This is a genomic window from Alloyangia pacifica (assembly GCF_003111685.1).
GTDB classification, from domain to species: Bacteria; Pseudomonadota; Alphaproteobacteria; order Rhodobacterales; family Rhodobacteraceae; genus Salipiger; species Salipiger pacificus_A.
Map to the genome: position 1 here is coordinate 67,501 of NZ_CP022192.1, position 19,433 is coordinate 86,933.

The following is a 19,433-nucleotide window of genomic DNA, read 5'->3' on the forward strand; positions in this document are numbered from 1 at the left end:
TGGTCCGCGGTCAGCGCCAGCCCCCAGGCACGGCTGCCGACCAGGATGTAGTCGATCACCTTGCGCTTCGGCACGTCCACCACCGCCACGTGATTGGCCCGCCCGAGCGCCACGTAAGCGCGCTGCCCGTCGGCAGAGATCTCGAGATCCACCGGCGTCACCTGCTCGGCGCGGAACCCCGTGGGCAGGAAGGGAACGTCGCCGACCAGCTTCAGCGTCTCGACGTCGATGATGTCGACGATGCCGGCAAGCTCCGCCGAGACCCAGAGTTCCTTGCCATCGGGGGTCAGCGCGAAACGGCGGGGCCGCGTGTCGACGAGGATGTCGGCGATCACTGCCTCCGCCTCCAGATCGATCACATGCACGAGATTGGCGGCCTCGGAGGCGACGAAGACGAGCCGCCCGTCGGGGGTAACCTGCACCCCCTCGGGCTCCTCGCCGGTGAGATATTCCGCCAAAAGCTCGCCGGTCTCGATGTCGATGACCGAGGCCGTGGCGTCCTCCTCGTTCGACACGATCAGCCGCCGCCCGTCGGGGTGCAGATCGAAGGTCTCGGGGGCGGGGACGCCGCGGATGCGCCCGGTGAGCTCGAGCGAGGCGGTGTCGTAGATGGCGATCGTGTCGTCATCGGCGCAGCCCACGTAGAACGACGCATGATCGGCGCTGAAATGCACGCCGCGCGGGCGGGCACAGGTCTCGATGGTGCGCACCAGTTTCAGGCCGGGCGAGAGAATGCTCAGCGTGTCGCCGCGCTCGTCCGAGACAATTGCCATGCCCGTCGCCGCGCCTTCTTCCCTTCCCGACTGGGCGCAGACCGGCCCCGCCACCGCGGCGAGGAACGCGGCCCGAATGAGCAAACTGGGGATCGAACTCGGGCGCATGAGACTGTGCTATTTTTCTAAACACATTTGGTTTACCCTACGTAAGCTAACAAAGATCTACAACGCAAACCTTGGGAGGATATGGTTATGCGTGATTGGTCGACACTCGCCGCCAGTTGCCTGGCGGCGCTGATTGCCTCTGGCTCCGCACATGCTCAAGACGAAACCTCGGCGAGCACACTTTACGGCGACTTGCAGTCGGTGACGCAAAGCATGCTTTCGAGGGCCGCGGGCGACGGCAACAACTTTCTGCACACCAACGGCAACTACGCGCAGACGCGCTACTACCCCGCAAGCCAGATCAATACCGGCAATGTCCGGAGCCTGCGCCCGGCGTGGATTTTCCAGACCGACATCGTCGATTCGATGGAAACCTCGCCGATCGTGGTGAACGGGGTGATGTACATCACCACCGCCTTCAACGAGGTCTACGCGCTCGACGCGCGGACCGGGGCGCAGATCTGGCACCACAAGCACTCGATGGGCCCGGTCACCACCTATTGTTGCGGGCCCAACAACCGCGGCGTGGCGGTCGCCGGCGACAAGGTCTTCATGGGCACGCTGGATGCCAAGCTGGTGGCGCTCGACGCCAAGACCGGCAAGCAGCTCTGGGAGACGCAGATCGCCGACGCCGAGCTCGGCTATTCCGAGACCATGGCGCCCTCTGTGGTCGAGAACATGGTGCTGATCGGCACGAACGGCGGCGAATACGGCATCCGCGGCTTCGTGAAGGCCTTCGACACCGAAACCGGAGAGCTGATCTGGACCTTCAACACCGTGCCCGAAGATTCGGTAGGGGTCTGGGCGACGCATGACGCCACCGGCCGCGACATGCACCGCGACATCGAGGCCGAGAAAGCCGCGCTCGAAAGCATGGGCGATCCCTACGAGACGCTGGGCGGCGGCGTCTGGCAGAACCCTGCGGTCGATCTCGCCGAACGGCGCATCTACTTCGTGGTGGGCAATCCGTCGCCCGACCTCGACGGCAGCCTGCGCCCGGGCGACAACCTCTATACCGACAGTCTCGTGTCGGTGAATCTCGATACCGGCGAGTACATCTGCCACTTCCAGTACATCGCGCATGACGTCTGGGACCTCGACGCGGTCTCGCCGCCGATCATCACCACGGTGAGGGATGACGCGGGCAACGAGGTGAAGGGTATCCTGCATGGCGGCAAGACCGGCCATGTCTACGTGCACAAGGCCGACGATTGCTCGCTGATCCGCTTCTCCGAGGCGATGGTCCCGCAAGAAGACATGTGGACCCTGCCCACCGCCGAGGGGGCGCGGATGCTGCCCGGCGCCAATGGCGGCGTCGAGTGGTCGCCCATGGCAATCGATCCCGACCTGCATCTGACCTACGCGATCAACCTGCACCAGCCGATGACCTACACGGTGCGCTCAACCCCCTACCCCGAGGGCAAGATCTGGCTCGGCGGCTCCTTCGACGTGATCCCCGACGAAGCGCAATGGGGCAATATCACCGCGGTCGACTACAACACCGGCGACATCGCCTGGCAGGTGCGCACCGCCGAGCCGATGATCGGCGGGGTGCTGGCCACCGCCGGCGGGCTCGTGTTCACCGGCGAGGGCAACGGGCTCTTCAAGGCGTATGACAGCTCCAATGGCGGCGAGCTCTGGCGCTTCCAGGCCGGGGCGGGCGTCAATGCCCCACCATCGAGCTACACGGTCGAGGGTCAGCAGTACATCGTCGTCGCCGCGGGCGGGAACTCCCAGCTCAACTACAAGCGCGGCAACAACATCATCGCCTTCACGCTTGCCGACTGAGGCAAGGCGCAGGTGCTGACATCGGGGCGGGCTCCGGGTCCGCCCCCATTCTTCAGGGAGACCCCATCATGACATTGCGCTCCGCCCGGTTGCTCGTGCTCCTGGCCGCCACGGCTCTCGCCCCCCCCGCCAGCGCCAAGGACGGCTTCGTGCTCGACGACGAGGTGGCGATCTGCACCGGCTGCCATGGCGAGGACGGCGTCCCGGTCGACCCGGACTACCCGGCGATCTGGGGCCAGCAGTATTTCTACATCTACACCCAGCTGCGCGATTACGCTGCCGGGCGCCGCGAGAACGAGATCATGACCGGGATCGCCGCCGATTACGACAAGGACCAGGCCAAGCAGCTCGCCGAGCATTTTGCCGCCCAGACCTGGCCCGCGATCCCCTCGCAGGCCCAGGACGGCGACGAGGCGCTCGCAAACACGGCCTTCACCGCCGGCCAATGCAGCGCCTGTCACGGCAAGTGGCAGGGCGACAGCCGCATTCCCCGGCTGGCCGGTCAGCAGGCGGGCTACCTGTCGAAGACCATGCACGACTTCAAGAACGAGGTGCGGATGAATGCGCCCGACATGACCAACCTCATGAAGCAATACGACGCGCCGACGATCGAGGCGATGTCGCGCTACCTCGCCAGCCTCGTGATCCGCTAGCCCGGCTCAGCGCCCGAGCAGGGCGGCGATCTCGCTCCCGGCGGCAAGGTCGGCCGCGCGCTTGCCCTGCCCGTCGCGCCGCTCGGGGTCGGCCCCCGCGTCCAGCAGGAAAGCCACCATCTGCGCATGGCCGCGCTCGGCGGCGATCATCAGCGCGGTGCGCCCCCGGTCGTCCTGCCGGTCGATCCGCGCGCCCGCCGCCAGCAGAACCCGCGCGGTCTCGACCCCGTCCGGCGCAGGCGCGTCATTGGCATGGCCTGCCGCCCACATCAGCGCGGTCAGATCGTGGCCCCACACCCGGTCGGCCTCGGCCCCCGCTTCCAGAAGCGCCGCGACAATGCCGGCAAAGGCCCGTCCGGCCGCATAGGTCAGCGCCCCCTTGCCGCGACGGTCCTCGGCCTTTGGATCGCCCCCGGCGTCGAGCAGCATCGAAAGCATCCGTGCATCGCCATCGAAGGCCGCCGCCATCACCGGCGTCACCCCCTCGCGGCTGGCAAGGTTCACGTCCGCCCCGGCCTCGATGAGCTGCGCCACCATGCGCCGCCGCCCCTCCTGCACGGCGCCGAGCAGGGGCGTGACGCCGCCGAGGGTGGCATGGTCGATCTGCGCCCCCCGCGCCAGCAGCTCCGCCGCGATCTCGCGCGCGCCGCGCGCCGCGGCGATGTTGAGGGGGGTTCCGCCGACCCTGTTGCGCGCCTCGACCGAGGCACCCTGCTCCAGAAGGCGCCGCGCGGTCTCGGGACAGTCGAGCGCCGCCGCCTCGAACAGCGCCTCGTTCAGAACGCGCCCCTCGAGCGCGGCGCGGGATTGCGACAGGCGGGTCTCGAGCGCGCTGCAGACCGGCGCGGCGGGCTGGGCAAGGGCCCCGCCTCCACCCAGCGCCAGCAGCACGAGCCCCAGCCCCGCCGCCCGCCTCATTTCACCACCATCACGCCGCGGAAGCCCTGGGTGTCGAGCCCCTCTATGTGGAAGGGGTACTCACCGGGCCGCTGCGGAATGAACCAGATGTCGATCTCGCCCGCGTCGTCGAATTCCACGGCGTGCAGCCCGTAGGGCCTCACCTCCCGGTCCTCGATCACGACCTGGTCGATCCAGCTCTCGCGGAACAGCTCGGGGGCGAGCAGCTTGTACTCCTCGAGCCCGTCGCTCTCGATGCGCCAGCGATAGTAGACCCCGGTCTCGATCTCGTAGCGGGTGACCGAGAACCCCTCGGCGGCGCGCAGCGCCAAGGGCTCCAGACGTTCGGCGCGCCGCGTGGGATCCTCCGCCTGCGCGGTGCCCGCGAGCATCGCGAGCGCGATCGCAAGAAGACCAAGCCTGCCCGTCATTCCACGCCCTCCGCAAGATGCGGAAAACCTAGCATCGGCACGGCGGGCAGGCAAATTGCACCGCCCGCCCTTTACTCAACCACAGGGTTACTGGATGGTGATTTCGACCCGCTGGCTCTCGCCGGTGGAGCCGGGGATCTTCAGGTGGTATTGCCCCGGCTTGATGGCGAGAAACTCGATCTCCATCTCGCCGGCCTGATCGAACTCGACGCTCTCGAGCCCGTAGGGGCGGATCTCGAGCCCGTTCACCACCACCTCGTTGACCCAGATCGCGCGGAAGAAGCCCGGCCCTTCGAGGCCCAGCTCGCCCGAGCCATCGGCGGTGATTTCCAACTCATAGACCATGCCCGACTTCAGCGTGATCGGCCCCTCGGCCAGCGGTTTGCCGACCGAAAGGGTGATCTCGGGCATTTCCTCGGAGTTCTCGTGCGACAGGATGCCGGCAAAACCGTACTCATGCGCAGCAGCAGGCAGCGCCATCGCGACGAGCGCGGCGGCGATCAGGGTGGGTTTCATGGTCGGATCTCCTCCTTCAGACCAGATGCGGGGTCAGTGTGGCGGGCTGACCCTGCAGGTGCAGGATGCGGCTGGCCAATCGTTCGGCTTCGATGCGGGCGTGGGTGACAAAGAGCACCGCCGGGCGCAGCTCGGTGATCAGCTCCTCTGTCAGCGCCAGCATCGCTTCGGCAAGCTCGGGATCGAGCGAGACGAAGGGTTCGTCCATCACCAGCATGTCCAGCCGCCCGGCAAAGGCCCGCGCCAGCGCGAGGCGACGCTGCTGCCCGAGCGAAAGGCTGCGCGGGTAGGCATCGTGGCGCCCCTTCAGCCCGACCCGGTCGAGCGCCGCGCGGGCATCCCCCTCGCTCAGCTCGGGGTGCACCAGCGTCAGGTTCTGCAGGGCGCTGCGCCACGGCATCAGCGTCGGCTCCTGGAAGACCATGGCCATATGCGTGGGGCGGGTGATCTCGCCCTCGAACTCGGGGTCGAGCCCGGCGACAATGCGCAGCAGGGTCGACTTGCCGATGCCCGACGGTCCCAGCAGCGCCACGGTCTCGCCGCGCGAGACGGTGAAATGCACGTTGCGCAGCACCTCGGTCCCGCCGAAACGCTTCGAGCGAATCTCGACGCGCACCGCACCCGGGTCCGCGAGCTTGGGGTGCAGAGGCACGACGCGCCCGTCCTCGGGTCGGATGTTCGGGCTCATTGCACCTCCGCGAAGAGCCCGTCCGGCACGTGGTCCGCCTGCCCCACCAACTCGGCACCGCCAAGCTCGGCCATCAGCGACAAGAGCTGGTCCGCCGCCGCGGCATCCACCGGCCCGCGCTGCGGCACCCCGGCCAGCCAGTCGCCGCGAAGCTGCTCGAACTGCGCGTCGCTCGAAGCGTTCATCTGCGGGCGCAGCGCCTCCCAGGAGGTTGCATCCTCGGCCAACAGCGCCTTGGCGTCGCGGCTCGCCTCGTAGAAGGCCTGCGCCAGCCCCTCGTGGCCGGCAAGGAAGTCCTGCTTGAAGTAATACCCCAGCAGCGGCACGTCGGGATCGAGCCCCAGCGCCTCTGCGGCACGCTCCACCGAGATCAGCTCGCGCATCCCCGCCGCCTTCATCTTGGCAAGGTAGTGCCAAAAGTTGATCGCCCCGGCGTAGTCCCCAGAGAGCCCGGACTTGAAGATCAGCGGCGGCGCGCCGAAGACCTGCTCGGTCTCGGCCTTCAGGTCCATGCCGAACTCCTGGCGCGCGTAGGCGCGCAGGATCAGCCACGACTTGTCGAGCGGCCCGCCGGCAATGCCGATCTTGCCGCCCCTCAGATCGGCCAGCGTCTCGGCGTCCGAGCCGCCCGGCACGAGCAGCCCGCCCACCGCGCGGGAATAGGGGATCACCACGTAGTCCTTGCCCTCGGCGCGCTGGCGGGCGACCCAGATCCAGTCGGCCACCGCCATGTCGGCCTCGCCGCCCTCGACCGCGATGCGGGTGGCGCCATTGTCGGCATAGGGCACCATCTCGAGCTTGAAGCCATGCGCGGTGTCGAAGCCGTTCGCGGTGATCGTCTCGAGCTCCCAGTTCACCGTGCCGATTTTCAGCACCGCGGCGCGGACAACCGGCAGGTCCTGCGCGGCGGCCGGAAGCGCGGCGGCACAGCCCAGCACCAGCGCGGTCAGAAATCCCTTCATCAGCCTCGTCTCCCCTTGCCGTTCAGTTCGGCGTGATCGCCACGCCCCAGGGCTGCTGCCCCACCTGGACCGACTTGATCGCCTTTTCCGCGGCCACGTCGATCACCGTGATGTCGTTGGAATTGCCGTTGGTGGTCACCAGGAACTCCTCGCCGGGGGTAAAGGCCATTTGCCAGACCCGCTGCCCCACCATGATATAGTCCACAACCTCGAGGCTTGTCCCGTCAATCACCGCCACGCGGTTGGCAGGCCCCAATGCCACGAAGATGCGGCTGCCGTCCGAAGTCGCCCTGATCCCCACCGGCTGCAGCCACTCGGGCAGCACGCCGGGCACCTCGAAGCCGATCTTCTGCTTCAGCGTCGGCGTGCCGTCTTCGGCGATATCGATGACGCTGACCGTGCCGCCGATCTCGGCGCTGACGAAAAGCCGCGTGCCGTCGGCGGTGTATTCAGCGTAGCGCGGGCGCTGGTCGACGAGGATATTGTGCTTGATCTTGTAATCCTCGGTCGAGATGAAATGCGCCATGTTCGTGGTTTCCGAGGTGTTCACCACCCACTTGTGGTCGGGCGAGATCGCCATCCCCTCGGGCTCGACCCCCACCGGCACCTCGGCAAGGATGGTATGGGTCTGCGTGTCGGTCACCGTGACGAGGTTGTCATCCTCATTGGCGATGTAGAGCGGGCTGCCCGAGCGATCGAGCACGAAGAGCTCCGGGTCCGGCCCGGAGGGCAGCGTATAAAGCTCCTCGTAGGTCTCGGTATCGAAAACCCGCACCGTGTCGTCATCCGAGGCGCAGACATACAGCAGCTTGCCGTCGGGCGAGAGGGTGATGCCGCGCGGGCGGTTGCCGCCCTCGAACTCGGTGATCACCTCCCAGCTTTCGGTGTCGAGCACGGTGATCGTATTGCCGCGCTCGTTCGAGACAAAGGCCTTTCCGGCCAGAGCGCCCGAAGCGGCAAGGCAGAGCGCGGTGGAGAGCATGAGAGATTTCATCGGAGTCCTCATTGGAAGGCCGTGCAGCCCGACTCGGGACGGTCGAGCCCCAGCGTGTCGAGCGGCGAGACCTGGTGCAGGAAGCCCTCTTGCGGGCTGACGCTGACGGTGATGCGGTCGTCATAGAGCAGGATCGGCTGGCGCAGCTGGCCGTTCCAGTCGCGGAAGGTCACCTTCTGCCCCTTGAAGGCGGCCAGCTCAAAGGCGTCCGACAGGATATACTCCTCCAGCTCGGCGGGATCGTTGCTGCCGGTGCGGGTCACCGCCTCGCCGAGCACGCGCAGCGCCAGCCAGGTGTTGTAATCCTCTTCGGTCACATGGCGGCGGGCGAGCTTCTCGAAGCGGGTCTGGAACTGCGTCGCGCCCCAGGCCTCATGCGCGCCGTGCATGGTCACGGGGCGCAGACCGGCGCTGCCCATGACCGGGCGCGGTGTCCAGAGGTGATAGGGCAGGTAGGCGGCGAAATAATCGGTGGCGTCGGCGGCGATGACGAGGTCATGCTCCTTGGTGCGCTGCAGGAAGGTCGGCAGCTGGCGCTGCACCATCGCATGACCGGTGTCGGTGCGCCGCGCCCCGCCGGTGTCCTCGAACTCGCGCTCCTCGACGATCTTGGCGCCGAACTTCGTGGCGGCGCGGCGATAGGCCTCGGCCAGCGCCCTGTCCTCGGGGTTGGAGCCGCTCACCAGCAGCCAGCGCGGCCATTTCTTCCAGACGGCGAATTGCGCGATGGCGTCGGCCTTCATCGCAAAGGACGGCGCGATGTGCAGCAGGTTCGCCCGGCACTCGGCGCCGCGCAGCGCCATGTCGGGCGCCGAGGCATTGAGCACCAGCGCCCCCAACTCCGCCGCGCGATCGGCGAGCGCCAGCAAGTCGCCGGCCTGCGCATCCACCACCACGTAACGGATGCCCTTCGCCAGCATCTCGTCGAGCGCCGCCAAGGCCCCCTCGGGCGGGGTGGCGGCGCTTTCGGTCTCGTAGGTGTGGCCCAGGAAGGCGCCGGTGGTCGCATTGTCCTCGTCCGCCAGCACCGCCCCGGCAAAATCGAGATCCTCGGGCCGGGCGTCGTAGCGCGAGATCGGCAGCAGCGCTGGGTAATCCACCCGCAGCACGCCCGCGCGGACTTCCACCGCCCGGGCCGCCGGGGCGGCCAGACAGGCGGCGACGCCAAGCGCAGCCGCGGCCAGCAGCGGGACAAAACTCTTCGGCACGTTCTCCTCCATGCCCGCGTCCATCCGTCGGGCCCCATGTCCACTCTGCCCCTCCCGGGGCGAAGCGGTGAACCGATACTTTCGGTTCGGTTGCGAGACACAGGGTAACGGCGGCACGATTGTCGGCGACTCTTAATTTCTAAGAAGGCAGCGATGCTTACCCGCCCCCTCCTGCTCGTGCTGATGCTCTGCTCCCCCGCCGTCGCGGGCGAGAAGGTGGCTTTCTTCGGCATCACCTTCCTCGACAGCTCGCTGCAGACCGCCGAGCTTGGCCAGGACCCGGCCGAGCTGGCCCGCATCACCCTGCTCGAGGAGATGGTGCGCGCGCGGTTCGCCGACGAAGGCTACGATCTGCTGGACCTCGGCCCCGTCGCCGAGGAGCTGGACCGCATCGTCAACCCCGCCAAGTGCTACGGCTGCGACACCCGCATGGCCACCAAGCTCGGGGCCGATTACGCACTCGTCGGAGAGGTTCAGAAAGTCTCGAACCTGATCCTGTCGATGAACCTGCAACTGCGCGACGTGGAAAGCGGCCAGACGGTCAAGGGACGGGTCGTCGATATCCGCTCGAACACGGATGAAAGCTGGCGCCGGGGCATGGACTACATCCTGCGCACGGGGATTTTTAGGGAGGAGACCAAATGAAAAGACGCAACCTGCTGCTCGCGGGGGCCGCGCTGGCGCTGATGCCCGCCGCGGCCATGGCGCACGGGCCAACCCGGCAGAAGGTCACGGTGACCGCCGATGTCGCCGCCGAACCCGCCGAGGTCTGGGAAGCGATCGGCGATTTCCAGGACATGAGTTGGCACCCCGCCGTGGTCTCGCAGGAGGGCACCGGCGGCAACGAGATCGACGCCACGCGCGCGCTCTATCTGTCGGACCAGGGCGCCTCGGGGCCGAGGATCGACGAGGTGCTCTACAAGTACAGCGCCGAGAAGATGTCCTACAGCTACCGGATCACCGATGTCGCGGTCGAGGTGCTGCCGGTGACCAACTACTCCTCGCATCTGACGGTGCTCCCGCGCGAAGGTGGCGGCTCCACGGTCGAATGGCGCGGCGCCTTCTACCGCGGCTATCCCAACAACGACCCGCCCCCCGAGCTGAACGACGAGGCCGCCATCGCCGCGGTCACCGGCGTCTACAAGGCCGGGCTCGATGCGCTGGTCGAGCGGTTCGGTGCGCCGGGCTCCTGAGCTGGCGCTCGCCGCGCTGCTGACCGTCGCCGCGGGTTCCGCAGCGGCGGACCTTGCCTTCGTGACCTGCCAGAACGGCGATGCGCTCTCGGTGCTCGACCTCGAGACCGGCGCCGAGACCGTCCGCTGGAGCGTTCCCGGCAAGCCCGCGGGAGTGGTGGTGGGCCCGGACGGCACGGTCTACACCGTGGCCCCGGACGCCAGGACCGTGCGCCGCCATGGGCCAGGGGGCACGGTGCTGGCCGAGGCGGTGCTGGACGGCGGCCCGATGGGCGCCGCGCTGGACGCGGATCGGTCGCGCCTTTACGTGTCAGACTGGTACAACGCCCGGCTCTGGGTGCTTGAGGCCGAAACGCTGAAGGTCATCACCGAGCTGCCCGCCGGCGCCGCCCCCGCCGGGCTGGCGCTGTCGCCCGACGGCGCGCTGCTCGCCGCCGCCGAGCGCGATGCCGACCGGGTGAGCGTCTATGATGCCGAAACCATGACGCTTGCCCGCAGGGTGCCGGTGGGCACGCGGCCTTTCGGGCTTGGCTTCGCCCCCGACGGGCGGCTTTTCGTCGGCAATGTCGGCAGCAACGATGTGACGGTGATCGACCCCACCTCGGGGGCGCGGCTGGCGACCCTTGCCGTCGGCGACCGGCCCTACGGCGTCGCCTTCGCCGCCGGGCGGGCCTTTGTCAGCAATCAGTATGCCGGGACGGTCAGCGTGATCGCGCTCGACACGCTGGAACCGCTCGCCGAACTCGCGGTGGGCGACTACCCCGAGGGCATCGCCGCCACCTCGGACGGGCGTATCGCCGTGGCCAACTGGTTCGACAACACGCTCAGCCTGATCGACGCGCGATCGCTCGAGGTGGTCGCCGAATTGGACACCGCCGACGGCCCGCGCGCCTTCGGCGCCTTCATCCTCGCAACCGGTGACTGACCGCCCCGGTCACTGCCGCGGCGAGACCCTCTCGAGCGGGTATCCCGCCGCGGCCCACCCGTCTGTCCCCACGGGCAGCCAGGAAACGGACGCGTAGCCATAGCTCAGCGCCCGCTTTGCCGCGTTCCAACTCATCCAGCAGTCGGCGAGGCAGAAAAACACCAGCGGATGCGCAAGATCGCCGCCGCTCGCCGCCGCGAGCCCCGCGCGCAGATAGGCCTCCTCAGGCGCGCCGAGCGCCCCGTAGCCGGTGTTGGGAAGCCAGATCGCCCCGGGAATGCTGTCGCGCGGCTTGTCGCGCCAGACCGTGCCCTCGGGCAGCGTGTCCGGCTTCGGGGGGCGCGGCAGCACGTCGATGAAAGCCGCCGCGCCCGTCTCCCAGAGCCGATGCGCCTGCGCGACATCGACCACCGTGCCGCCCTCCAGGGAGGCGGGCACCGGCGCGCGGTACTCCTCCATCCGGTAGCCCTCGGGCTCGGGCACCTGCGCGAGCGCCGGACCGCAAAGGACCAGCGCCGCCAGCGCCAGCCAGACGCGTCCCGGCCCCGACATCACTGCCCCACGTCCAGCGCCCGCGCGCCCATGTCGTCGAGCAGCGGCACCCCGGCCTCGGTCAACAGCGCATCGATCTCGGACTGGTTGCGGCGGATCAGCGAGTTGAGCTGGCGCTGCCAGACTTTCTCACCCTGCCGCACCCCCATGGTGATCCGGTAAAAGAGCTTCGGCGCCCCGGCCTCGTTTATCAGCGGCGTCACCTTCAGACCTGGGTGGTCCCGCTTGATCAGCGGCCCGCCGATCGGCCCCCAGAGCACCGCGGCATCGATCTCGCCCGCGGCGAGATCGTCGAGCATGTCGCTGGCCGGGCTTTCGACTCGCCGGTCGACGACCAGCGCGTAGGAGCGCGCCTTGCCGATCAGCCCGTGCCGCGCCATGTGGGTGGCGGGCGGCGAGCCGGCGATCACCCCCAGCTTGCGCCCCTGCAGCGCCGGGTCCGACAGCGTGGTGACCCCGGCAAGGGGGCCATCCTCGGGCACCACCAGAACGTAGGCCGAGGTCATGTAGTGGTTGGTGTTCAGCACCAGCTCGTGGCCCTGCGCATAGCCCATCACCACGTCGCACCTGCCGGCCTTCAGCGTCTGACGGATAAAGCCCGTGGCCATGGGAAACCACGTGTAGCTCACCGGCCGCCCGAGCTTTTCGGCAAAGAGCTCGGCGAGCCGGTTCTCGTAACCCGAGCCATCCTTCATCGACATGGGATCGGCGGCGGGATCTGCGCAGACCCGCAAGGCAGTCTTGGAGACGAGGTCGGAAGTCTGCGCCTGCCCCGAGCCCGCCGCGCCGGCAGCAAGCAGCGCCAGCGCCGCGACCCGCAGGCCGGCCCGTGCGGGCTCAGCCCATGCAGGCATCTTCCATCTCTGTGAAGGTTTCACTCTTGGCCTCCTTCTTCGCCGGGCGGCCGCGCCCGATGGCCCCGGACCCATGCGCCTTGAGATAGGTGTAGATGTCGTCGAGATAGCACATGACATTGGGGTTGGTGCCGAAGGCGGGCATCACCGAGTTCTCGGAGGCACCGACCTTCTTGCGGCCGTTCACCACGGTATCGACGAAATCGTAGTAATCCATGTTGATCGCCGAGTTCTTCAGCGCCGGCGCGTAGGTCGATCCCTCGCCGTCCGGGCCGTGGCAGACGTGGCACTCGGCGTGGTAGCGGCGGAAGCCCGAGAAGGTCGGCCAGTCCACGGTGCCGTCCTCGGCGACGTTGAACGTCGGAACGCCGTCCACGGTGTAGTAGCGGCCGCCTTCCTCGTAATCCACCGCGATATTCGGATCCTCCATGGAGACGTTGGCGGCGCTCAGCGCGCCCGCGAACGGAAGGCCCGCTAGCAGGCCGGCGGCGGTCAGGAGGGTGAGCTTTCGGGTCATGGCATATAGGTCCTGGAGATCTCTGTGAGATGTTCTTGCGAAATGCGCCGGCGGGATGCGTCTCCCGCCGGCGCCTCGGGTCGCTGCGGATCAATCCGGGAGCGCAAAGACCGTCAGCTGACCGCCGAGCGCGGTGTAGTCGGACAGGGCCGCGTAACCGCCCACGGCACCGAGACCGTCGTTCGGGTTGGTCAGACCGGCCGCAAGACCGATGCCGGCCCAGCCGCCGACACCCGACAGGATGCCGATGTACTGCTTGCCGTCATGCTCGTAGGTCATCACGTTGCCGATGATCCCCGAGGGGGTCTTGAAGCGATAGAGCTCGTCGCCCGTCTCGGAATCGACCGCCTTCAGGTAGCCCTCGAGCGTGCCGTAGAAGACGATGTCCCCCGCGGTGGCCAGAGCGCCCGACCAGACCGAGAACTGCTCGGGCAGCGACCACTTGATCTCACCATTGATGTTGTCCCAGGCGATGAAGTTGCCCATGCCGCCGTGGCTTTCCGGCGCCGGGTACATCGCCAGCGTCGCCCCGACATAGGGCTGACCGGCGGTGTAGCTCACCCGGAACGGCTCGTAGTCCATGCAAACGTGGTTGGTCGGCACGTAGAAGAGTTGCGTCTTGGGCGAATAGGACGCCGGCTGCTGGTCCTTGGAGCCAAGCGCCGCCGGGCAGATGCCGGTCGAGTTCACGTCCTCGCCGTTCTGCTCGGTGGAATACTCGGCGACCACCGCCGGACGGCCATAGGTGTCCGAGTTCGGATCCATGTCGACGCCGGTGGTCCAGTTCACCGCCGGGTCGTACTTCTCGGCCACCAGCAGCTCGCCGGTCAGCCGGTCCATGGTATAGCCGATGCCGTTCCGGTCGAAGTGGGTCAGCAGCTTGCGCGCCTCGCCATTGAAGTCCTGGTCGGTGAGGATCATCTCGTTGACGCCGTCATAGTCCCATTCGTCATGGGGCGTCATCTGGTAGACCCACTTGGCCATGCCGTCGTCGGGGTCGCGCGCCATGATGGTCATCGACCAGCGGTTGTCGCCCGGGCGCTGCGCCGGGTTCCAGGTCGAGGGGTTGCCGGTGCCGTAGTAGATGAGGTCGGCCTCGGGATCATAGGAATACCAGCCCCAGGTGGTGCCGCCGCCGATCATCCACTGGTCGCCCTCCCAGGTGTTGGTCCCCGAGTCCGCACCCACCGGCTCTCCGAGGTGAGTGGTGTTCTCGGGATCCATCAGGATCTCTTCGTCCGGGCCCATCGACCAGGCGCGCCATTCCTGCTCGCCGGTCTCCATGTTGTAGGCGGTGACATGGCCGCGCACACCGAACTCGCCGCCCGAGATGCCGACGATGATCTTGTCCTTGACCGGCAGCACCGTGGCGGTGTTGGTCTCGCCCTTCGAGGCGTCGCCGTTCATCACCTCCCACTTCACCTCGCCGGTCTCGGCGTCGAGCGCCACGACCTTGGTGTCGGCCTGGTGCAGGAAGATCTTGCCATCGGCATAGGCCACGCCGCGGTTCACCGTGTCGCAGCACATCACCGGGATCACGTCCGGATCCTGCTTGGGCTCGTAGCGCCACTTGATCCGGCCCTGGTCATTCAGGTCGAGCGCGTAGACGATGTTGGGGAACGGGGTGTGCACATACATCGTGTCCCCGACTACGAGCGGCGAGCCCTCGTGGCCGCGCAGCACGCCGGTCGAGAAGGTCCAGGCGACCTGCAGGTCGCCGACGTTCTCCTTGTTGATCTTGTCCAGCTCGGAATAGCGCTGGTTGGCATAGTCGCCGGTCTGGATGGCCCATTGGCTCGGGTTGTCCATCTGCGACATCAGATCGTCGTTTGCCATCGACATGGATGCGGCACAAAGCAGCGCGCCAGACGATAGAAGCAGCCGTCTCTTCATCTTTCCTTCTCCCTTGGATTTACGGCGTTGCCGCCGCGTGGCCCCGTCCCGGCCGCCTTTCGGCATCACGTGAAGACCGTGTCGGGTCATCCGGATCCGGCGCTCCTTCTCCTCCCGCCGAACCCGAAAATCTAAATGCGTGCGATGATCAGCTCCCCCCGCCAAAACTCGCGAGATAGGCGATCACGTCGGCGCGCTCGTCTTCCTTGCGCAGACCCGGAAAGGACATCTTGGTGCCCTTGGCGAAATCGCGCGGCTTTTCGAGAAAGGCCGCGAGCTCCTCGGGCGTCCATGTCCCGTCGGCAGCGGCAAGCTCCTTGAGCGCGTCGGAATAGTCGAAGTCTTCCACGGAGGCGATCTCGCGTCCCACGATGCCGGTCAGCACCGGGCCGACGCGGTTCTCCGCCCCCTCGCCCACCATGTGGCAGGCCTGGCACTTGCGAAACACCTTCTCGCCCTTCGCCGCGTCCCCCTCGGCGAGGGCCATCCCCGACGACAGGGCCAGAATAAGTCCGGCTGCGAGCGTTCCTTGATACATGCCTTGTCTCCTCTGCTGGGCCCGCACTCAGGCAAGCCGGGCTGCGTGCCAGGCGACGTGGTCGCCGGCAAACGAATTCACGAAGAAATACGAATGGTCGTAGCCGGGCTGCATCCGCAGCACCCCCGGCTGACGCCGTCTTGTCATCGCCTCGGCCAGCGCCTCGGGCTGCAAGAGCTCGAGGAACTGGTCCGAGGCGCCCTGGTCGACCAGGATATCCTCCTTCCAGCCGCGCTCTTCCATCAGCAGCGTCGAGTCATGCGCCGCCCAGCAGCCCTCGTCGTCGCCGAGATAGGCCGAGAGCTGCTTGCGCCCCCAGTCCGAGCGGGTGGGATGCGAGATCGGTGAAAACGCCGAGAGGCTGTCGTAGAGATGCGGGTTGCGCATCGCCAGGGTCAGCGCCCCGTGCCCGCCCATGGAATGGCCGGTGATGCCGTGCCGCGCGCCGATGCCGCCGATCCCGGCGACGATCTCGCGCAGCTCCTGCGTCACGTAGTCGTACATCCGGTAATGCGGCTTCCACGGGTCGCGCTTGGCGTTGACGTAGAACCCCGCCCCCTGCCCCAGGTCGTAGGCGTCGTCGTCGGCCACCTCCGGCCCGCGCGGGCTGGTGTCGGGAAAGACCAGCGCCAGCCCGTGCAGCGCTGCGTGCTCCTGGAAGCCGCCCTTGGTCATGGCGTTCTCATGGGTGCAGGTCAGCCCCGAGAGGTACCACAGCACCGGCACCGGCCCGTGCTCCGCCTGCGGCGGCAGGTAGACCGCGAAGGTCATGTCGCAGCCGCAGGCCTCCGAGGCATGCCGGTAGACGGTCTGCCTGCCGTCGAAGCTCCGGTTTTCCGCCACCACATCCATGCTCAGTATTCCACCACCGCGCGGATCGACTTGCCCTCGTGCATCAGGTCGAAGCCGTGGTTGATCTCTTCCAGCTTGAGCTTGTGGGTGATCATCGGGTCGATCTCGATCTTGCCGTCCATGTACCAATCGACGAACTTCGGCACGTCGGTGCGGCCCTTGGCGCCGCCGAAGGCGGTGCCCTTCCACACCCGGCCCGTCACCAGCTGGAACGGCCGGGTCGAGATCTCGGCCCCCGCAGGCGCCACGCCGATGATCACCGACACGCCCCAGCCGCGGTGCGAGCATTCCAGCGCATCGCGCATCACCTTGACGTTGCCGGTGGCGTCGAAGGAGTAGTCCACGCCGCCGATCTGGTCCGCGCCGCGCTTGGTGAGGTTGACGATCTCCTGGGTGACCGAGCCCTCGATCTTCGACGGGTTGACGAAATGGGTCATGCCGAACTTCTTGGCCATCTCGGCCTTGGAGTCGTTGAGATCGACGCCGATGATCATGTCGGCCCCGGCCATGCGCAGGCCCTGGATCACGTTGAGCCCGATGCCGCCCAGCCCGAAGACCGCCGCGGTCGAACCGATCTCGACCCCCGCGGTATTGATCACCGCGCCGATGCCGGTGGTGACGCCGCAGCCGATGTAGCAGATCTTGTCGAAAGGCGCGTCGTCGCGCACCTTGGCGAGCGCGATCTCGGGCATCACCGTGTGGTTGGCGAAGGTCGAGCAGCCCATGTAGTGATAGATCGGCGTGCCATCGAGCATCTTGAAGCGCGTGGTGCCGTCGGGCATCAGCCCCTGGCCTTGGGTGTTTCGGATCGCGGTGCAGAGGTTGGTCTTGCCCGACAGGCACGACGGGCACTCGCGGCACTCGGGCGTGTAGAGCGGAATCACGTGATCGCCGGGCTTGAGCGTGGTGACGCCCTCGCCCACCTCGAGCACGACGCCCGCGCCCTCGTGGCCGAGGATCGAGGGGAAAAGCCCCTCGGGATCGGCGCCCGAGCGGGTGAACTCGTCGGTGTGGCAAAGCCCGGTGGCCTTGATCTCGACAAGCACCTCGCCGGCCTTAGGCCCGTCGAGTTCCACGTCCATGATTTCGAGTGGTTTTCCGGCCTCGAGAGCCACGGCTGCACGGGTTCGCATGCAGTCTCCCTCCTGAATGAGATTTCTTCTTCCGACGCGCTGCGGCGGTTGGGGGGAGTATGGGTGCGCCGTCGCATACCGCTCAATACAGCCAATGGTGGGTATTCCCCGAAAGCCCCCGAAAGCGCAGCCTGCCACATAGTCGAAGCGCCGAAGGCGCCGCGACGGCAGAGGGAGAAAGACCATGACAAGACACGCGTTTCTTGCCGCGGCGACGGGGCTGGCGCTGACAGCGACCGCTGCCGTCGCCGCCGACTTCTCGGACCCCACCTGGCCCTGCGTGCAGCGCAAGGTCGAAACCCTCTCGCCGGGCCTGATGTGGCCCGAGCCCCTGCCCGATGCGAAGCTCGAGGGCGCCAGCGGCGCGGCGGCGCGCGAGCTCTCCGAGCTGCTGGCGCTGCGCCGCGTCGATCTCGATACCGCCCGCACTGAGCTGGCCGCCTTCACCAAGGCCGAGGGGGACGCGATGCCGCTCATGGCGGCGGTCTTCTCGGGGGTCTTCGACCGGCTCTCGCACCGGCGCACGCGCATTCTCAAGGGCATCGGGAAATTTTCCCTCGGGCAGATCGAGCTGTCGGAAAAGATCGACGCCGCCCGCGCCGAGATCGACGCGCAGATGGCCCTCGAGGCGCCCGATTACGACCGCGTCGACGCGCTCGAGGCGCAGATCGACTGGGATCAGCGCATTTTCACCGACCGCCAACACACGATCCGCTACCTCTGCGAAACGCCGCAGCTTCTCGAGCAGCGGCTCTATGCCATCGCCCAATTGCTGCACGAGGCGGGCAAGGCCGAGGACCCGGCGGACGGCGGCTGACCGCAGCCCCGCACCCGGCCGCCTCCGGCGGGCTCACTCCCACTCGAGTTCGGTGAAGGCCACGGTGGCGTTGCGCGCGTTGAACGCGTCGAAAAGCTGCCAGCGGTCCCGCTCCTCGCCGGCGATATGGGTGACCGCTTCCGACAGCCGCTCCCCCGCCGCCACCGCCGCCGCCGCGTCCCGCGCCAGAACGTCGAGGTAGCGCCCTACCGGCGCCGCGCCCCCGGGCCAGTCCAGCACCGGCCCGCCATGGCCCGGCACGACGCGGGCGGCCCTGAGCTGCGCCAGATCTCCGAGCACCCGCTGCCAGCCCCGCAGGCTGCCGTCGAGCGGCGGGATGTGCCCCTCGACCACGAGATCCCCGGCAAAGAGCGTGCCGGTCGCCGTGTCGAGCACCGTGAGGTCGGTGCCGCTGTGCGCCTGCGGCCAGGCGCGCAGCTCCAGCTCCCGCCCGCCAAGGTCGAGCAAGGCCCGCTCGGCCACCTCCCGGTCAACCCGCGGCACCTCGGTGCCGAGAAAAGCCTCCGCCCCGATCAGAGCCTCGAACCTTTGCAGGTAGGTCTCCTGCCGCCGCGCCAGCGCCTGCGGCAGGCTTGCGTGGGAGAGCACCTCTGCACCGGCGAAGGCCGAGGCCCCAAGCACGTGGTCCGGGTGCACATGGGTCAGCACGACGTAGGCCACCGGCAGATCGCTGCGCGCGCGGATCGCCCGCCAGAGCGCCTCGCCCATCCAGGCCGCCGAGCCGCTGTCGATGACGGCCACCGCCCGCGTGCCGATGACGAAGCCGAGGTTGGTCGTATCGCCGCGGTTGGCGGCGTTCGGCTCGGCCACCGCGCCGTGGTGCACGAAGACGCCGGGGGCGACCTCGGTCACTGCCAGCGCCGCGCCGGCGGGGCGGCACTTGGCGCCGGCCACGGGACGCGCCTCGAGCGCGGCAACACAGCCCGCCCGGTCTGCCGCCTCAAAGCCCGGCAGCAGCGCGGCGCGGCAGGGCGGCTCGCCCGCCAGCCCCGCGCAGAGCATCACGATGGCCTCGAACATGCCGCCTCCCGTTTCACCACGCGCCGTGTCGGGACCGAACCTGGCGCCCCGGCGCGGCGCGATCCATACCGACCTTGCGCTCGGTAGCCCCCTGCCCCGC

22 protein-coding genes (1 of these 22 running past the window's edge) are annotated in these 19,433 nt (G+C 68.0%); 6 read left to right on the plus strand and 16 right to left on the minus strand.

Features of this window, described 5'->3' with window-relative positions; genetic code table 11:
• Positions 1-881 carry the 5' portion of a PQQ-dependent catabolism-associated beta-propeller protein gene (locus CEW88_RS21785; RefSeq protein WP_108970487.1) on the minus strand. The gene continues 127 nt to the left of window position 1, outside the view, so the window shows 881 of its 1,008 coding nt (coding positions 1-881); it begins with the start codon at positions 879-881; its stop codon lies beyond the left edge, outside the window.
• An 87-nt stretch (positions 882-968) separates the two neighbouring features.
• Here CEW88_RS21785 and CEW88_RS21790 point away from each other — a divergent pair, with 87 nt between their 5' ends.
• Positions 969-2,669, plus strand: coding sequence for a pyrroloquinoline quinone-dependent dehydrogenase (locus CEW88_RS21790; protein ID WP_430521691.1), 1,701 nt, complete (start codon positions 969-971; stop codon positions 2,667-2,669).
• 68 nt (positions 2,670-2,737) lie between these two features.
• Positions 2,738-3,322 carry a c-type cytochrome gene (locus CEW88_RS21795; protein ID WP_108970489.1) on the plus strand — a complete coding sequence of 195 codons (585 nt, stop codon included), beginning with the start codon at positions 2,738-2,740 and terminating at the stop codon, positions 3,320-3,322.
• 6 nt (positions 3,323-3,328) lie between these two features.
• On the opposite strand, the gene CEW88_RS21800 is transcribed toward CEW88_RS21795, so the two are convergent.
• From CEW88_RS21800 to CEW88_RS21830, 7 genes are all read right to left on the minus strand, one after another.
• Positions 3,329-4,240 (minus strand): ankyrin repeat domain-containing protein, encoded by a 912-nt coding sequence (locus CEW88_RS21800; RefSeq protein WP_108970490.1) that lies wholly within the window; start codon positions 4,238-4,240, stop codon positions 3,329-3,331.
• Positions 4,237-4,650 (minus strand): hypothetical protein, encoded by a 414-nt coding sequence (locus CEW88_RS21805; protein WP_108970491.1) that lies wholly within the window; start codon positions 4,648-4,650, stop codon positions 4,237-4,239. Before CEW88_RS21805 ends, CEW88_RS21800 begins: the two co-directional genes overlap by 4 nt.
• An 87-nt stretch (positions 4,651-4,737) precedes the next feature.
• Complete coding sequence (locus CEW88_RS21810; RefSeq protein WP_108970492.1) at positions 4,738-5,166, minus strand: hypothetical protein; 429 nt, start codon at positions 5,164-5,166, stop codon at positions 4,738-4,740.
• Positions 5,167-5,182: 16 nt separating this feature from the next.
• Positions 5,183-5,854 carry an ABC transporter ATP-binding protein gene (locus CEW88_RS21815; protein WP_108970493.1) on the minus strand — a complete coding sequence of 224 codons (672 nt, stop codon included), beginning with the start codon at positions 5,852-5,854 and terminating at the stop codon, positions 5,183-5,185.
• Positions 5,851-6,816 carry an ABC transporter substrate-binding protein gene (locus CEW88_RS21820; RefSeq protein ID WP_108970494.1) on the minus strand — a complete coding sequence of 322 codons (966 nt, stop codon included), beginning with the start codon at positions 6,814-6,816 and terminating at the stop codon, positions 5,851-5,853. Before CEW88_RS21820 ends, CEW88_RS21815 begins: the two co-directional genes overlap by 4 nt.
• A 22-nt stretch (positions 6,817-6,838) precedes the next feature.
• On the minus strand, positions 6,839-7,810 hold the full coding sequence (locus CEW88_RS21825) for a YVTN family beta-propeller repeat protein (protein ID WP_108970495.1): 972 nt from the start codon (positions 7,808-7,810) through the stop codon (positions 6,839-6,841).
• 8 nt (positions 7,811-7,818) lie between these two features.
• The gene (locus CEW88_RS21830; RefSeq protein ID WP_108970618.1) at positions 7,819-9,030 is read right to left on the minus strand and encodes an ABC transporter substrate-binding protein; all 1,212 of its coding nucleotides are present in this window, start codon (positions 9,028-9,030) and stop codon (positions 7,819-7,821) included.
• A gap of 141 nt (positions 9,031-9,171) precedes the next feature.
• Here CEW88_RS21830 and CEW88_RS21835 point away from each other — a divergent pair, with 141 nt between their 5' ends.
• From CEW88_RS21835 to CEW88_RS21845, 3 genes are read left to right on the plus strand one after another with little or no spacing between them, the layout of a single operon-like run.
• Positions 9,172-9,663 carry a DUF3280 domain-containing protein gene (locus CEW88_RS21835; RefSeq protein WP_108970496.1) on the plus strand — a complete coding sequence of 164 codons (492 nt, stop codon included), beginning with the start codon at positions 9,172-9,174 and terminating at the stop codon, positions 9,661-9,663.
• Entirely contained in the window at positions 9,660-10,211 is a 552-nt protein-coding gene (locus CEW88_RS21840) for an SRPBCC family protein (RefSeq protein WP_108970497.1), read from the plus strand. Before CEW88_RS21835 ends, CEW88_RS21840 begins: the two co-directional genes overlap by 4 nt.
• Positions 10,174-11,136 (plus strand): YncE family protein, encoded by a 963-nt coding sequence (locus CEW88_RS21845; protein ID WP_108970498.1) that lies wholly within the window; start codon positions 10,174-10,176, stop codon positions 11,134-11,136. Before CEW88_RS21840 ends, CEW88_RS21845 begins: the two co-directional genes overlap by 38 nt.
• A 9-nt stretch (positions 11,137-11,145) precedes the next feature.
• Here CEW88_RS21845 and CEW88_RS21850 read toward each other — a convergent pair whose 3' ends face one another.
• The 7 genes from CEW88_RS21850 to CEW88_RS21880 form a co-directional block, all read right to left on the minus strand.
• Positions 11,146-11,688, minus strand: coding sequence for a PQQ-dependent catabolism-associated CXXCW motif protein (locus CEW88_RS21850; protein ID WP_108970499.1), 543 nt, complete (start codon positions 11,686-11,688; stop codon positions 11,146-11,148).
• A complete protein-coding gene (locus tag CEW88_RS21855; RefSeq protein WP_108970500.1) occupies positions 11,688-12,542 on the minus strand; it encodes a substrate-binding domain-containing protein in 855 nt (284 codons plus the stop codon). The genes CEW88_RS21850 and CEW88_RS21855 overlap by 1 nt, the downstream gene beginning before the upstream one ends.
• The gene (locus tag CEW88_RS21860) at positions 12,526-13,059 is read right to left on the minus strand and encodes a c-type cytochrome, methanol metabolism-related (RefSeq protein ID WP_108970501.1); all 534 of its coding nucleotides are present in this window, start codon (positions 13,057-13,059) and stop codon (positions 12,526-12,528) included. Before CEW88_RS21860 ends, CEW88_RS21855 begins: the two co-directional genes overlap by 17 nt.
• 90 nt (positions 13,060-13,149) lie before the next feature.
• Positions 13,150-14,952, minus strand: coding sequence for a methanol/ethanol family PQQ-dependent dehydrogenase (locus CEW88_RS21865; RefSeq protein ID WP_108970502.1), 1,803 nt, complete (start codon positions 14,950-14,952; stop codon positions 13,150-13,152).
• A gap of 148 nt (positions 14,953-15,100) precedes the next feature.
• Positions 15,101-15,490: a c-type cytochrome gene (locus CEW88_RS21870; protein WP_108970503.1), complete on the minus strand. Its 390-nt coding sequence runs from the start codon at positions 15,488-15,490 to the stop codon at positions 15,101-15,103.
• A 27-nt stretch (positions 15,491-15,517) separates the two neighbouring features.
• The gene (gene fghA / locus CEW88_RS21875; protein WP_108970504.1) at positions 15,518-16,342 is read right to left on the minus strand and encodes an S-formylglutathione hydrolase; all 825 of its coding nucleotides are present in this window, start codon (positions 16,340-16,342) and stop codon (positions 15,518-15,520) included.
• 2 nt (positions 16,343-16,344) lie between these two features.
• Positions 16,345-17,475: an S-(hydroxymethyl)glutathione dehydrogenase/class III alcohol dehydrogenase gene (locus CEW88_RS21880; protein WP_108970505.1), complete on the minus strand. Its 1,131-nt coding sequence runs from the start codon at positions 17,473-17,475 to the stop codon at positions 16,345-16,347.
• Positions 17,476-17,659: 184 nt separating this feature from the next.
• Between CEW88_RS21880 and CEW88_RS21885 the strand changes: the two genes are divergently transcribed.
• Positions 17,660-18,292 carry a hypothetical protein gene (locus tag CEW88_RS21885; protein ID WP_108970506.1) on the plus strand — a complete coding sequence of 211 codons (633 nt, stop codon included), beginning with the start codon at positions 17,660-17,662 and terminating at the stop codon, positions 18,290-18,292.
• 33 nt (positions 18,293-18,325) lie between these two features.
• On the opposite strand, the gene CEW88_RS21890 is transcribed toward CEW88_RS21885, so the two are convergent.
• A complete protein-coding gene (locus CEW88_RS21890) occupies positions 18,326-19,333 on the minus strand; it encodes a quinoprotein relay system zinc metallohydrolase 2 (RefSeq protein ID WP_108970507.1) in 1,008 nt (335 codons plus the stop codon).
• Between the last annotated feature and the right edge of the window lie 100 nt (positions 19,334-19,433).